10 protein-coding genes and 1 pseudogene are annotated in these 15,677 nt (G+C 34.3%); 9 read left to right on the forward strand and 2 right to left on the reverse strand.

The genetic code is table 11. From position 1 onward, the window contains the following. Positions 1–21 precede the first annotated feature (21 nt). Both TA89_RS04255 and TA89_RS04260 read left to right on the forward strand, forming a co-directional pair. A complete protein-coding gene (locus tag TA89_RS04255) occupies positions 22–1,317 on the forward strand; it encodes an SPFH domain-containing protein (protein WP_040211135.1) in 1,296 nt (431 codons plus the stop codon). A 70-nt stretch (positions 1,318–1,387) separates the two neighbouring features. Continuing rightward, positions 1,388–2,047 (forward strand): DUF2975 domain-containing protein, encoded by a 660-nt coding sequence (locus TA89_RS04260; protein ID WP_040211136.1) that lies wholly within the window; start codon positions 1,388–1,390, stop codon positions 2,045–2,047. A gap of 95 nt (positions 2,048–2,142) precedes the next feature. Here the strand turns inward: TA89_RS04260 and TA89_RS04265 are convergent, their stop codons facing one another. After that, entirely contained in the window at positions 2,143–3,489 is a 1,347-nt protein-coding gene (locus TA89_RS04265) for an alanine/glycine:cation symporter family protein (protein ID WP_040211138.1), read from the reverse strand. A gap of 234 nt (positions 3,490–3,723) precedes the next feature. Here TA89_RS04265 and TA89_RS04270 point away from each other — a divergent pair, with 234 nt between their 5' ends. Further along, on the forward strand, positions 3,724–5,310 hold the full coding sequence (locus TA89_RS04270; RefSeq protein WP_242850074.1) for a multicopper oxidase family protein: 1,587 nt from the start codon (positions 3,724–3,726) through the stop codon (positions 5,308–5,310). A 175-nt stretch (positions 5,311–5,485) separates the two neighbouring features. Here TA89_RS04270 and TA89_RS04275 read toward each other — a convergent pair whose 3' ends face one another. Continuing rightward, on the reverse strand, positions 5,486–6,778 hold the full coding sequence (locus TA89_RS04275; RefSeq protein WP_040211139.1) for an MFS transporter: 1,293 nt from the start codon (positions 6,776–6,778) through the stop codon (positions 5,486–5,488). A 156-nt stretch (positions 6,779–6,934) separates the two neighbouring features. Here TA89_RS04275 and TA89_RS04280 point away from each other — a divergent pair, with 156 nt between their 5' ends. From TA89_RS04280 to TA89_RS04305, 6 genes and pseudogenes are all read left to right on the forward strand, one after another. Next, positions 6,935–7,459, forward strand: coding sequence for a 2'-5' RNA ligase family protein (locus tag TA89_RS04280; protein WP_040211140.1), 525 nt, complete (start codon positions 6,935–6,937; stop codon positions 7,457–7,459). 269 nt (positions 7,460–7,728) lie between these two features. Next, the gene (mnmH, locus tag TA89_RS04285) at positions 7,729–8,769 is read left to right on the forward strand and encodes a tRNA 2-selenouridine(34) synthase MnmH (protein ID WP_040211141.1); all 1,041 of its coding nucleotides are present in this window, start codon (positions 7,729–7,731) and stop codon (positions 8,767–8,769) included. Between the two features lie 47 nt (positions 8,770–8,816). Further along, on the forward strand, positions 8,817–10,769 hold the full coding sequence (locus tag TA89_RS04290; RefSeq protein WP_040211142.1) for a DNA gyrase/topoisomerase IV subunit B: 1,953 nt from the start codon (positions 8,817–8,819) through the stop codon (positions 10,767–10,769). Positions 10,770–10,784: 15 nt separating this feature from the next. Further along, a pseudogene (locus tag TA89_RS04295) lies at positions 10,785–13,712 on the forward strand (DNA topoisomerase IV subunit A). 25 nt (positions 13,713–13,737) lie between these two features. Further along, positions 13,738–14,295, forward strand: a complete 558-nt coding sequence (locus TA89_RS04300; RefSeq protein WP_040211143.1) for a DJ-1 family glyoxalase III — start codon at positions 13,738–13,740, stop codon at positions 14,293–14,295. Between the two features lie 89 nt (positions 14,296–14,384). Further along, positions 14,385–15,677 carry a M16 family metallopeptidase gene (locus TA89_RS04305; RefSeq protein WP_052447318.1) on the forward strand — a complete coding sequence of 431 codons (1,293 nt, stop codon included), beginning with the start codon at positions 14,385–14,387 and terminating at the stop codon, positions 15,675–15,677.

Genomic DNA, 15,677 nt, shown 5'->3' on the forward strand with positions numbered 1-15,677 from the left:
TTTTAAAGGCAGGTGCTTAATATGGCGATAGTAGAGGTTGCTGAGTACAACGGTACTCCTGAGGTTTTTGCTTGGAAATTTCCCAGCGAAGAATTGGGTACATGGACCCAGCTTGTTGTAAATGAGTCCCAGGAAGCAATTTTATTTAAGGGGGGGCAGGCTTTAGATGTATTTTCTGCAGGCAGACATACCTTAGAAACAGCAAATATACCATTTTTGAATAAAATTATCAATCTTCCTTTTGGAGGGAGATCTCCTTTTACTGCAGAAGTTTGGTATGTAAATAAAGTGTTTTCTCTGGATGTAAAATGGGGAACCCCAACGCCTATTCAAATACAGGACCCAAAGTATAAAGTGCTCATACCAATACGTTCTTTTGGTCAGTTTGGAATACAAATAGAAGATTCCAGGAAATTTCTTGTAAAGTTAGTAGGAACTTTAGAAGTATTCGAGAAAAATAATATTGTAAAATATTTCAGAGGACTGTATCTTACAAAAGTAAAGGATTCTATATCCAGTTATCTTGTGCATAATAGGGTAAGTGTATTGGAAATTAACGCATACTTAGATAAGTTATCTGAGCATTTAAAAGAGAAAATGACACCTGTAATGGAGGAATATGGAATAAAGCTAGTTAATTTTTATATTAATGATATAAATATACCGGAAACTGATTCTGCTGTTATTAAGCTAAAAGAAGCACTGTCAAAGAGAGCGGAAATGGATATAGTGGGATATAATTACATTCAACAGCGTTCTTTTGATACCTTGGAAGGAGCTGTTACCAATGAAAGTACAGGACAAGCTGGATTTATGGGAGCAGGGTTAGGATTAGGAATGGGCTTAGGGATGGGAAATGCTATAGGCCCTAAATTTGGAGGTTTAGCTGAAGGTATAACTGTCAAAGGTGAAATGAAAAACTGTCCTAGGTGCAGCAGCCTCATAGAAAAATCAAAACGCTTTTGCAGCGAATGTGGTTATGATACTGAGGATAAATTTAAGGAAAATAAAATAGAAATAATCTGCAGCAGCTGCGGTACAAAATACAACAACAATTCTAAGTTCTGTCCTGAATGCGGCGATTCCTATAATCCATGTCCTTACTGTAAGTCGGATTTAAAAGTTAACGAAATTATATGTCCTGAATGCGGAAGACCCCTTCCTAAATCCTGCTCCGGATGCGGTGCTTTATTATATGAGAATTTTAAATATTGTCCTGAGTGTGGTATGCCTCTCATTAAAAAGTGTTCTAATTGCAGCTCAGAAATAAAGGGATTTTCAAAATTCTGCCCTGAATGTGGAAATAAAGTGGAATAATCAAAGCTGATATTCTTTTTAACTTAAGAAAGAAATAACTTTGTAAAGAAGCAAAAAAGGTGGAGGGTGGATGAATTTGAATATGAAGGATAATGGCAGGATAAAATGGTGGTTAACCTGGCCGGTACTAATTTTTTCTACCATATTATTTTGGCCTGTAGGGATTTATTTGATATGGAAGAGAATAGACAGTGATAAATCGTCTGCATTTAAGGTTAGCAAACTGTTAGAAATCATAGGATGGTTTTTAGCGGTTATGGGAATATTGTTTGTTATAGGAGTAATTTCAGATCCTGAAATACCGGTAGGAGATATATCTTTTGGCATTGTATTATTTGTTGGTGGAGGAATTGCGCTTATACTCTTAGGAAAGTCAATTAAGAAAAAGGCGCAAAGATATAAAGAATATATAGCCATGATAGTAAATCAGAGAATTACTTCTATTGATGAAATAGCATCAGCCATTCCAACCTCTTATGATATGGCAAAAAGGGATATTCAAGATATGATAGACAAGAACTTTTTCACAAATGCTTATATAAATGATAATACAAGAAAATTAGTTTTACCTAAAATAGTGGATTATAAAATTAATAGTGGGATAAATGCAAATAGCGATAATGATGAAAATATAAATGTAACCTGCAGTGGTTGTGGAGCTGTAAATAGTTTAAATAAAGGAAAATCAGAGGAATGTGAATTTTGCGGTTCTCCCTTGATCTCAAGGTAAAGACAGAAATGCAATACTTAAGGGATAATTGCAAAATAAATTGGTGGTTTATTTTAAAAAGAAGAGCACTTTTTATATAAAAAGTGCCCTTCTTTTTACTTTTTGTTTTCATAATCCTCTAATAAGGATGCCGCGACACCACTTAAAGCTAATAAGGCAAGTAGGTTTGGTATAACCATTAATCCGTTAAATAAATCAGCTAATTCCCAAACTATTTCCACTTTAAGAGTTGAACCGAGAACGATGAAAAACAATACTAATATGGCGTATATTTTAGTAGCCTTCTTACCAAAGAGAAATTTTATATTAAGTTCACCGAAGAAATACCAGCCTATTATAGTTGAAAAGGCAAAGAAGAAAAGGCAGAGGGGAATGAAAAATTTTCCTAAGTCACCAAGACCGGCAGTAAATGCATTTTGAGTAAGGACTATACCGGTGGCTTTACCGTCTAAGGCACCAGTAGTCAGTATAACGAATGCGGTTAGATTAAGTATTACAAAGGTATCGATAAATACGCTGATTATTGCTACCACACCTTGATCACAGGGATGGTTTACTTTTGCCACTGCATGGGCATGGGGAGTTGAACCCATTCCTGCTTCATTAGAGAAAAGGCCTCTAGCTACACCGTATCTCACTGCTTCTTTTATAGTTACCCCTACTACTCCTCCTGCAACAGCTTTTGGAGAAAAAGCACCTAACACTATATCTTTAATAGCTCCTCCCAGAGAACCTATATTTGCAAAGATTATTATAAGACTTCCTATTATATAGAGTAAAGCCATTATAGGAACGAGCTTTTCAGTAACTGAAGCGATTTTTGCTATTCCGCCGAAGAAAACAAAAGCGGATAGCACCGCTATAATTATCCCGATAATTAGGGGATTTATATTGAAGGAATTCATAAATGCTTGTCCGATAGGATTTGCTTGTACCATGTTTCCCATAAATCCTAGAGCAAGTATTATAAATACGGAAAAAAGGACAGATAATATCTTTCCGAAATTTCCTTTGAAAGCAGCTCTTATATAATAGGCAGGGCCTCCTGTAACCTCGCCATCAATGGTAGTTTTATATTTTTGTGCAAGAGAAGCTTCTACAAAAATAGTAGCCATACCAAAAAAAGCGCTGACCCACATCCAAAAAATTGCACCTGGGCCTCCTGAAGCTATAGCGGTAGCAGCCCCTGCTAAATTACCTGTGCCCACCTGTGCAGCTATTGCTGTAGTTAAAGCCTGGAAAGAAGACATACCTTCCTTTCCTGCTTTGGCACCTCTAAGAGTTATTCCTCCAAAGGTTTTTTTAAAGCTTTCTTTAAATTTTCTTACCTGGACAAATCTCAATTTAAAAGTAAAGAAAATACCTGTACCGCATAAGAGAATTAATAGTAAAGATCCCCAAAACAACGAATTGATTTCTTTTACTAAATCTAACAAACTCATAAAAAGCTCCTTTACAAATTATTTTACTATATTATACCAAAATACCAATTATATTACAATTTAGCAATGTGAAGCTGTGAAACAATAACTTAAGTATAATTTATCAGAAAATAATGTCATAGTTTGTCTTAAAAGAATATTATATATAGAACCCTGTAAACAATTATATGATTTTATTCATTAAAGTGGGTTTTGTAATTTATAGGAGACTATTATGAACAGGAAGTGATAATATTGAGATTTTCAAAGGATGAAGTTAAAGAAGTTGAAAATATGGAGTTATATAATCATGATATTGACAAAGTAGATCCTTCCAAGCCTGACAGTATACCAAAATTTGTGGATGAGCTTTTAATACCTTCGAAGGCGGTACCGGTAGGAAGATATAATGGAAATCTATACTACGAAATATATATGAAAAGAAGCAGGCATTACTTTCACAGATTTTTCCCTTCCACTATGATTTGGGGATATAATGGAACCTATCCAGGGCCTACTTTTGAAGTTCTAAGGGATCAAACTATATGGGTTAAATGGATAAATAATCTTCCTATGGAGCATTTTTTGCCTGTAGATCGAACTGTACATGGAGCAATAGACACACCTGAAGCCAGGACTGTAGTTCATCTCCATGGTGCAAATGTTGATCCTGACAGTGATGGTGGACCAGACTCCTGGTACACCAGCAATTATGTTCTAACAGGTAAAAAGTTCTCTAATAAGGTGTATAAATACACAAATAATCAGCAAGCAACTACTCTTTGGTATCACGATCACAGTCTCGGCAGCACCAGGCTGAATGTTTATGCAGGACTTGCGGGTTTTTATTTTATAAGAGATTTCCTTGAGGAGAAACTTAATCTTCCAAAGGGAGAATATGAAATACCTCTTATGATTCAAGACAAATCCTTTAATGAAGATGGTTCGCTGTTTTACCCTGACTCACCTCCTTTTCCGGTGCCGGTTAAGCCATCCATAGTTCCTGCTTTTATTGGAAATACAATAGTAGTAAACGGTAAGATATGGCCCTATTTAAAAGTAGAACCAAGAAAATATCGTTTTAGGATACTAAATGCTTCAAATACTAGAGCATACACTATTTCACTATCTAACGGAAACAGCTTTATTCAAATTGGTACTGATGGCGGGCTTTTAAGTGAGCCGGTGGAAATAAGATCTGCCACTTTGGAACCTGCTGAAAGAATAGATGTAGTAATTGACTTTTCAAAAAATAAAGGCGAGAAAATACAGTTAATGAATGTAGATAATAATCCTAATACAAGATTTATTATGGAATTTAAAGTTACACTTCCTCTTAAATCGAAAGATACCAGTGAGGTTTCGGAAATGCTGTATCCAATGAGCCATATAGATGAAAGTTTGGTTTCTACTGTTAGAAATCTTACGCTAAGTGCATCGATTGACCATTACGGACGACCAATGCTCTTGTTAAACAATAGAATGTGGGATGATCCTCCAACTGAAACTCCAAAAAAGGATAGTATCGAGATATGGAATTTAATTAACCTTACTGCATTTCCACATCCTATTCACGTTCATCTTGTGCAGTTTAAAATTATGCATAGAAGACCTTTTAATGTGGAAAAATATTTACAAGAAGGTATAATAGAGTACACCGGGGAGGCGAAAGAGCCTGAGAAATATGAAAGAGGATGGAAAGATACCGTTAAAGCTGATCCGGGAATGGTAACCTCTATAATAATGCAGTTTAAAGATCATTCTGGAGATTTTGTATGGCATTGCCATATATTGGAGCATGAAGATCATGATATGATGAGACCTTTAAAGGTTCTTGAATAAAATAATAATAAAAATTTTTACAAGATTAGTGATAAGTAGAAAATGGGAAAAAGAAAAACCTAGGAGTAAAAAAAATCAGGCATGATATACAATATCATGCCTGTTTTTTTTGAAATCATCACATAAAAGTAAATGCGTTTTATTAGTAATAAAGAAAACTATTTATAAATTAATTTTACGGTTTTACTTGTTCAATACCTTCGTTTAAAGATACAGGTTTGTCATTTTTAGGTTCAGGAACTAAGGTTAAGATTATTCCTCCTATAATAAACAGTACTATAATACTGAATACTCCATAATTTGATTTTCCTGTTTTCATTGTAACTATACCTACTAAGAATGGACCCATAATAGCAGCAAATTTACCAAATATATTATAGAATCCGAAGAATTCATTAGAGTTTTCCTTTGGAACCAATTTACCAAAGTAGGAGCGGCTCAATGCTTGTATACCGCCCTGGGAAGTACCTACTAACATAGCTAAAATCCAAAAGTCCAAAGTAGTTTTCATAAAGAAAGCATAAATACATATAAAAGTATAGATAATAATTCCTACATACAGCATTTTTTTAGCTCCAACCTTTTCCGCAAGTTTTCCGTAAAGGAGAGCAAAGGGAAATGCTACAAATTGAGTTACTAATAAAATAATAAGTAAGCTATTGCTTGAGATTCCAAGATCGGAACCGTAGGAGGTTGCCATCTTAATAATTGTATCCACACCATCTATATAGAAAAAGTAAGCTAAAAGAAATAGGAATAAAGCTTTGTGGTGTTTTATATTTTGAAAGGTTTTTCCCAAGCGCTTAAAGCTCTTAGATATGGGATTTGCCTCAACAGGTATTCCATAGTTCTGAGTAACATTTTTTAGCAGAGGAATAGTGAAAACACCCCACCAGATAGCTGTAAGTATAAATGATACTTTGCTGGCGGAAGGGACTGAAAGGGGTATCATTTTCTGCTGAGATAATATAACTATAATCATACATATGATAAATGGGATTGTGCTTCCAATATATCCCCAGGCAAAGCCTGCAGTAGAAACCTTGTCCATTCTCTCTTCTGTAGTGACATCAATTAAGAAGGAGTCGTAAAAGATATTAGCTCCTGAAAAACCTACTGCTGTTAACACATAGAATGCTAAAAGCAGAACCCATGCATAGGGAGGAATTACCGAAAGAAGCATAGTAAAGACTACTCCGATTACAAAAAATAATGTAAAGAATTTCTTTTTAAAACCTTTATAATCAGCTATGGTTCCTAAAATAGGAGCTAATACAGCTAATATAAGAGTGGCAATTGAGTTAGCATAACCCCAATAAGCAGTGGAGTTCGCTGCTGACACACCTGCCTCTCCTGCTAAAGATTTAAAGTATAGAGGAAGAATTGTTGACGTAAGGGTAAGGGTATAGGCTGAATTAGCCCAATCATAGAGCACCCAGCTTTTTTCCGATTTGCTAAATTTACTCATAATATATCCTCCCATTTATGTTTATGATAAATTATTTATTATTTTATTATTAATTATAGCATTTTTACAATAATAATACATTAATATAAAATATTAATATAATAAAAGGAAGAGTAATGAGAATAATACACTTTATAATTGTAAAGGAGAATTTAAATGAGATATGTTATAGTTTCAAAGGTTAAGGGAGCAGCTGGAAGTTTTAACGAAAAAATCAAAAGAGAAGTGCTTAATAAGTTTAATGCTAAATCTTCAAAGCTTCCTGCACATTTTACCATCAAGGCTCCCTTTGAAAGTGAAGATATATCTAGAATAGAGCATGCTATAGAGGAATTCTGTAAAACTCATAAAAAAACACCCTATATAATTAAAAACTATGATCACTTTGAGGATAGAGTTATATACATGAAGGTTATATTGCCTAAGAAAGGTAGACAGACACATGATGATTTAATTGAATCCTTATCATCTGTGTCAATGCTGACTTTTAAAGAAAATGAAGGGAAGGATAAAATATTTCACGTAACCATAGCCTCCAAGAAAATAAGGGATAAGTTTAAGGAAATCTGGGATTATGTTAATAATTTCCCATGTGAATATGAATGTGATTTTGATAATATATCCATTTATAGATGGGTGGACAATACATGGAAGCTTTATAGAGAGTTTGAGCTAGAATAGATAATTTCCAAGCTCTTTGGTGAATTTCATAAAGTATATAGTAAAATATATGAAAACCGTGATTTTTAGAGGTTTATTTATTTTTAATATAATTTATGTTATAATTTTAAAGTGTAGCAGAAATAAGAACACATGTTTGACAATGTGAATGTGAAGGATTATACTAATTGTTAGAAAGCTGCCGTTAGAAAAGTATACTTATTTTCTAGCGGATTTTTTAAGTTAACTATGATAAAACTGCTTAACAGGCAAAAAATCTTGGAGGACTAATGTACAAAACAGTAGAGTATCACGATGTGTTAAATTACACAGATTACATTTTAATAGATGTCAGGAGTCCGAAGGAATATTCAGAAGCTACCATTCCCGGTGCCGTAAATATTCCTCTCTTTCTCGATGAGGAAAGAGAAGTAGTAGGAACGGTTTATATGCAGGAAAGTACAGAAAAAGCCAGAAGACTTGGAGTGGAATTCGTATCTAAAAGGCTTCCTGAAATCTATGATTCTATAATTAAATACAGCAAAGAATATGATAAGATTATATTTTTCTGCGCCAGAGGCGGAATGAGAAGTGGAAGCATTTATTCCCTTACCAGTTCACTTGGAGTTAACAGTTACAGGCTTAAAGGTGGTTATAAGGGATACAGAGATTTTATAAACAAAGAGCTGCCTAAAATTAATGAAGAAATAAAGTATATCGTTCTTCATGGAAAAACAGGAACAGGAAAAACTAAACTTCTTTATAAGCTTAAGGATATAGGTTTTGACATTTTAGATTTAGAAAAGAATGCTAATCATAGGGGCTCTTTATTAGGCAGTGTAGGATTAGGATGCTGTAACAGTCAAAAGCAGTTTGAATCCCTTATCTATGAAGAACTGAGAAATAGAAAAAGCAATTGGATTTTCGTTGAAGGTGAAAGCAAAAGGATTGGAAGGACAATTATACCTGAATATATATGGAATTCAATGGGTGAAGGGTATCATCTTTTACTGGATACTTCAATGGAAAACAGGGTTAAAATTATATTAGAAGATTATACCAAGCATGATAGCTCGGAGGAAGATATCATTGAAGCTTTAAATGTCATGAGAAAGCATATAAGTTCAAATAATATCGATTTATATACAGAAATGGTAAGAAACAAACGATATGAAGAAGTAGCTGAATCACTTATGTTAAAGTATTATGACCCAATGTATATGAATTCAATGAAAAAACATATATTTCAGGGAAGCTTTTATTATGATAATTTAGATGAAGGTGTGGAGAAAATTAGTAGGTGGTATAAGGATAATATACTGAACAACTAAAGACGAATTTAGTTATGATTTTCCATACTAGAATTGGGGAGGTAATCATGGAAAACAAAGAAATTACCCAAAGATATGATGTGAATAGCTTAACATCTCTTGAAAAGCTGGAGCCGGTTAGAATCAGACCGGGAATGTATATAGGCTCAACAGGGAGCAAGGGTCTTCACCACTGTATTTGGGAAGTGCTTGATAATGCTATCGATGAAATAACAAATGGATATGGTAATAAAGCAACTGTTATTTTAAATAATGATAAAAGCGTAACGGTAATGGATAATGGAAGGGGAATACCTACAGGTATACATCCTATAAAAAAGAAGTCCGGTGTAGAGATGGTATATGCAGAGCTTCATACCGGAGGAAAATTTAACAATAAAAACTATAAAACCTCAGGAGGTCTCCATGGAGTTGGAGCAGCAGTAGTTAACGCATTATCCCAATGGCTTGAAGTGGAGGTTTATCAAAATGGAAAGGTATACAGGCAGAGATTTGAATATGCTTATGATAAATCCTTAAAAAAGCTTATGCCGGGAACTGCGGTAACGGCTCTTGAAGTTGTAGGAACCACGGATAAAACCGGAACCAAAGTTACATTTCTGCCTGATAAACAGGTGTTTACTTCTATAGAGTTTAAATATGAAGTCATAGATGAAAGACTGAAGGTACTTGCCTTTCAAAATAAAGGAATAACCTTGGAGCTTATAGATAACAGAAAAGAAGAACCTGTGTATAAAGAATATTATTCTGAAAATGGACTTTTAGATTTTATAAATTATCTAAATGAATCTAAGACTTCCATCCACGAGACCCCTATACTTTTTGAAGGTGAAAAGAGTATAGGCGGAATTGATATGTATGGAGAGGTGTGTATTCAGTTTACAGATTCAACCACAGACTACATAGCAAGTTTTGTAAATAATATACCTACTACAGAATCGGGAACTCATGAAACGGGCTTTAAAACAGGAATGACAAGAGCTTTTAAGGAATGGGCAAAAAAGCTGAATTTAATTAAAGAAAAGGATAAAGAGTTTGAAGGAGATGACCTGAGAGAAGGAATGACTGCCATTGTTAGGGTTAAGGTTTCCAATCCGGTTTTTGAAGGTCAGACTAAAACAAAACTAGGTAACAATGAAGCTTATACCATGATGAATGAGCTTTCCTATACCAAGCTCTGTGAATGGATAGAGGATAACAAGGAATTAGCTTCTTCTATCATAAATAATGCACTGGATGCTGCTTCAAGAAGAGAGAAGATTAAAAAGATAAATGAAGCCGAAAAAAAGAAGATAGGGAAAGGTGCTGCGCCTTTAGCTGGAAAGATCGCTGTATGTACTTTAAAGGAACCTGAATATAATGAATTTATAGTGGTTGAGGGAGATTCTGCAGGAGGAAGCGCTAAGCAGGCCAGAGACAGACGATTTCAAACTATAATGCCCTCAAAGGGTAAAATAATGAATACAGAAAAGCAGAAGCTAGAAAATGTACTTGCCAGTGAAGAGCTTAAGATATTTAACACCGCTATAGGTACAGGTACCTTAGACAATTATAAGGAAGCAGATCTTAAATACAGTAAAATTATTATTATGAGCGATGCTGATGTAGATGGCTATCATATCAGGACCTTATGGATGACATATATCTATAGATATATGAGACCGTTAATAGCTAATGGACATCTGTATCTTGCTCAGCCGCCCCTTTATAAGGTTTATAAGAATACTAAAAAGGGTGAAATATCAAAATATGCCTACAGCGATGAAGAGTTGGATGCGGTTAAAAAGGAAATTGGAAAAGGAGCCCTCATACAAAGATATAAAGGACTTGGAGAAATGAACCCTGAACAGCTGTGGGAAACAACTTTAAATCCTGAAAGCCGTACCCTTTATCAGGTAACTATTGAAGATGCTTCAAAAGCAGAAAAAATGGTTTCACTACTGATGGGGGATATTGTAGAACCAAGAAAAAATTATATGTATAAATATGCTGAATTTTAAGGAGGAGTAGAATACATGGCAAAGAAGATTCAAATACCTAAAGATAATAATATAATACCTATTCCCCTTGAAGAGGCGATGCCGGATAATTATCTGCCTTATGCAGTAGAGGTAGCCAGGGACAGAGCTCTGCCAGATGTAAGGGATGGTCTGAAACCTGTTCATAGAAGGATACTTTATGGTTCATATCTTCTTAAGGCATTTCCAGATAAGCCCTATTTTAAGTCAGCAAGAATAGTAGGAGATATACTTGGTAAATTCCATCCTCATGGAGACACCTCAGTATATGATTCTATGGTTATACTGGCCCAGAATTTTACTACAAGATATCCTCTTATAGATGGACATGGTAACTGGGGTTCTATAGATGGGGATGGAGCTGCTGCTATGCGTTATACAGAAGCAAGACTTGCACCAATAGCTATGGAAATGATAAGGGATATAGACAAGAATGTTGTAGAAATGGTACCTAATTATTCTGATACTGAAGAGGAGCCTAAAGTACTTCCTGCAAGATACCCAAACCTACTGGTGAATGGAGTTTTTGGAATTGCAGTAGGACTTGCTACAAACATTCCGCCTCATAACCTTGAAGAGGTTGCAAATGGGGTTATTGCATATATGGAAAACAATGATATAACTACTAAAGAGCTTATGAAGCATATAAAGGGCCCGGATCTTCCCACAGGGGGTATAATTATAGGTAAAAATTCTATGCTTTCTGCTTATGAAACCGGAGAAGGAAAGGTTACCCTAAGAGCTAAATCCACCATTGAAAAGCTGGAAAACGGAAGGCTTGGAATTGTAATAACAGAATTCCCTTACAGGAGAAATAAGGCAAAACTATTACAGACAATATCAGATATGACAGGGGATAAAAGGCATTCAAAGGCACTGGAATCCATAGTGGACATAAGAGACGAATCTGACAGGACGGGGATTAGAGCTGTAATTGAATTTAGAAAATCTACTGATATGGATACTGCTGAAAAGGTGCTTAAATATCTTTACAAAAGAACTGACCTTCAGTGCAATTTAAGCTTCAATATGGTTGCTTTGGCTGATGGGAAGCCACAGACCCTTGGACTTAAGGATATTATTATTCACTATGTAAGACATCAAAAGGATGTAATAACCAGGAGAACTAAAAAAGAGCTTCAGGATGCTGAAAAGAGATTCCATATAGTTGAAGGATTTATAAAAGCTATAAATATTATGGATGATGTAATAGCAGTTATCAGGGCGTCAAAATCTAAAAAGGATGCTTCAGACAACCTTATTGATAAGTTTGGGTTTACTGAAGTTCAGGCTACAGCTATACTGGAGCTTATGCTTTATAGGCTTACTGGCCTAGAAATCAAGGTTTTTGAAAAGGAATATAGAGAGCTTGAAAGACTCATTAAAAGACTTCAAAAAATATTAAAAGACGAAAATGAACTTATTAAAGTAATCAAAACAGAGCTTTTAGAGATAACGGATAGATATAAAGACAGTAGGAGAACCGAAATTATTGAAGATGAAAATGAAGCTAAGATAGATATAGAAGAGTTGGTGGTAGTAGAAGATATAGTTGTAACCCTTTCAAATGAAGGTTTCATTAAAAGAGTACCTTTAAAAAGCTATAACAGATCTAACGCAGAACCTGATAGCATTGAATATAGAGAGGGGGATTTTGCAAAATACATTTTCAATTCTAATACAAGAGATTCTATAATGCTTTTTACCAGCAAAGGAAACATGTATCAAATAAAAGGTAATACGGTGCCTGAAAGCAGGTGGAAGGACAAAGGGGAAAAAGTAGATTCCCTTATAAGAGGTATCGATTTAGATAGTGAAAGTATAGTAGCTGCCTACTCTATAAATAATATACATTCCCCAGAGAATTATATCTTTATAACCAGTAGGGGAAACATTAAAAAAACTCCTTTAGAAAAGTTTGAAACCAATTATACAAAGCTTTCTGCATTAAAATTAGAAGATGGAGAAGAGCTTGTAAAAGTTCAGCTGGTTGAAGGTGAATGAGAAGAAGGATTTCTTTCTCTTAATACAAAAAATGGTCTCAGCTTTACTCTGGAGGAGCCGGTATTGGATGCCGCTGACAGGAACATCGTTTCTTCAAACTTAGTAATGCTGCCTGATAAAGATGAGGTAATCAGTGCAGAGTTTACTAAGGAGTATGAATTTGCTTCCTTTACCTTAGGGATTAATAAAAGGGGAAACATTAAAATATACAATAAAAACAGAAAAGACGATTATATGAAAACTGCTGTAAATTCTAAAAGCAGTGTTTTAGTCTTTACAGATAAAGGAGCAGTTTATAATATACCAATGGTGATTCTACAGAATCTAAAAGATAAAGAAATATCCTTAGAGGACATAACAGATGGTTTCGACGGTGCTAAGGAAAAGGTATTAAATATAGTCTCTTCTAAGAACTTAACTGAAAGTGCCAGCGTTTATTTCTTTAGTAAGTCTGGACTGGTGAAAAAGACAAATCTAAAAGAATTTATAGGAGACTACACAGAGATTCAAAGCTATAAATTTAAGAATGAAGATGATAAATTAGTATCTATAGAGTTCGGACCTTCTGAGGATTCCCTGCTTATTATGATCACTTCAAAAGGTATGGCTATTAAGTTTGATTCAGGAAATGTAAATCCAATGGGAAGAGTAGCTTCCGGTGTGATGGGAATAAGCTTAAAGGATGAAGATTCAGTTGTTTTCGGTAAAGTTATAACTAAAAATAAAAATATTAAGGATAGTAAAGTCGGTGAACTTGCTTTAACCTGCGATGATTTTAATGAAATAACCTTAGTAACAAGTAAAAAAGAAACTAAAACAATAAAGGTTGAAGACATAAAAATTCAAAACAGAGCTGGCAGAGGAAATAATATTTTCCTTGTAGTGATGAATGATTACGTAAAAAGTGTTAAAATCAAATAAATGAATTTACTAAGGAGGGGGTCTTTTGAAAAGTATTATAGTTATGCTGGCAGAAGGCTTTGAAGAAATAGAAGCTCTTACTGTAGTGGATGTCATGAGAAGAGCAGGAGTTAAATGTAATATGTGCTCACTTAAGGGTAAGCAGGTTACAGGATCCCATGGCATCAAGGTAGAAGCAGACACTGATTTAAATTCTTCGGAACTAGTAAGCTATGATGGTATTGTACTTCCTGGAGGAATGCCGGGAGCAGAGAATTTAAAAAATAATCTTCAGGTGGTAGAACTAGTTAAAGAATATTACAGCAACGGTAAGATTGTAGCAGCAATATGTGCTGCACCTATAGTTCTGGAAAAGGCGGGAATCATAAGAGGAAAGAAGATAACTTCCTTCCCTGATTTTAAAGAAAAATTAGATAACTCAATATATAATGAGGATATGGTGGTAGAGGATGAAAATATCATAACCAGTAGAGGACCGGCTACTGCACTTCCTTTTTCATACGCTATCCTAAAAAAACTGGGGTTAAATGAAGAAGCTGAAAATTTATATAATTCCATGCTTTTTAATATAGTTACAGAATAAATTAATCTCTCAGCACATAAAAAAGTTCTTTAAACTTGTGCTGAGAGTTTTTTTATTTTAGAATTTATTTAGAGATTAGGGGTGAAATAATGGAAACAGCTACATTAAATAACGGACTAAAGATATTATATGAAAAAAGAAGCGGAAGCCTAACCTCCTTCTGCATAGGTTTCCAAGCAGGAGCAGAGGCAGAAATGGGCTTTAATTTGGGAACAGCCCACGCTTTAGAGCATATGCTTTTTAAAGGAACAAAATCTAGAAAAGAAAATGAAATAAATAATGAAATAGATAGTATTTTTGGGTTCAGTAATGCTATGACAAACTATCCTTATACAATATATTACGGGACCTGCAGGAGTACTGATTTTCCTTCTGCAGCAGAACTATACAGCGACATAATAATGAATCCTCTTTTGAAAGATTCTGATTTTCAGGAAGAAAGAAAGGTTATACTTCAGGAATTAAAGGACTGGAGAGAGGATGTGGATCAGCAATGTGAGGATGTTCTTTTTTACAATGCTTTTAATAATAAAAGAATAAAAGAGCTAATAATAGGAACCGAAGACAGTATAGGGAGAATAACTGTTGAAGAGCTTATTAAATTTTATAACAGATTTTATAATCCTGATAATTGTGTTATAAGTATAGTATCTTCTTTACCTTTTACAGATGCGGCATCTATAATTAAAAATCTTTTTGAACCATGGGAAAAAAGATATGAGTGCAGTGAAAATGGAAGTATCAAAGATTCAGAGGACAGTGATATTATTAAATCCGGAACATATATAAAAGAGGAAAATGGTCTTCAGGGTTCAAGGATAAAATATATATTCGATATATCTATGTTAAATGAGGAAGAGGTATATGCATTAAATATTTTTAATGAATATTTTGGAAATGGAGTCAGCAGTTTATTATATGATGAAGTCAGAACTAAAGGATCTATGGCATATGAAGTCTTCAGCAGCGTAAAAGCAGAAAAAGGAATCGAGTTATTCTGTATTTCATTAAATACTTCTATTGAGAATTGTAAAAGAGCAATAGAAACTGTAGACAGCTTAATAAAGAATATTGCAGAATCCAAGGAGTTAAACATAACAATAGAAAAGTACAAAGGCAGATATTCGCTAAAAAAAGCTCTGGAAATAGAAAGAACCATAGTTCTGGCTAACAGATTAGTTACCTATGAAATAATGTACGGAGATTCTGAAAGGCTATATAAAGAAATAAACGGAAGCTATAATACGGACAAAGATATGGTTAGCAAAACCGTTAAAAGAATTCTAAAAAGTCCGGCAATACAAATTTTAATGTCAGGAATGTCAGGTGCCAGGCACCTGACAAGTGACAAAATAATAGTAGAATGCGAGGAAGATGCTTAA

It is taken from the genome of Clostridium polynesiense (assembly GCF_000820705.1).
Lineage (GTDB): Bacteria > Bacillota > Clostridia > Clostridiales > Clostridiaceae > Clostridium_AA > Clostridium_AA polynesiense.

Bases quoted from the DNA above. Each gene is read 5' to 3' on its own strand.
- TA89_RS04275 (WP_040211139.1), bottom strand. From the start codon at position 6,778: ATGAGTAAATTTAGCAAATCGGAAAAAAGCTGGGTGCTCTATGATTGG.
- mnmH (WP_040211141.1), top strand. From the start codon at position 7,729: ATGTACAAAACAGTAGAGTATCACGATGTGTTAAATTACACAGATTAC.
- TA89_RS04255 (WP_040211135.1), top strand. From the start codon at position 22: ATGGCGATAGTAGAGGTTGCTGAGTACAACGGTACTCCTGAGGTTTTT.
- TA89_RS04305 (WP_052447318.1), top strand. From the start codon at position 14,385: ATGGAAACAGCTACATTAAATAACGGACTAAAGATATTATATGAAAAA.
- TA89_RS04280 (WP_040211140.1), top strand. From the start codon at position 6,935: ATGAGATATGTTATAGTTTCAAAGGTTAAGGGAGCAGCTGGAAGTTTT.
- TA89_RS04260 (WP_040211136.1), top strand. From the start codon at position 1,388: ATGAATTTGAATATGAAGGATAATGGCAGGATAAAATGGTGGTTAACC.
- TA89_RS04290 (WP_040211142.1), top strand. From the start codon at position 8,817: ATGGAAAACAAAGAAATTACCCAAAGATATGATGTGAATAGCTTAACA.
- TA89_RS04265 (WP_040211138.1), bottom strand. From the start codon at position 3,489: ATGAGTTTGTTAGATTTAGTAAAAGAAATCAATTCGTTGTTTTGGGGA.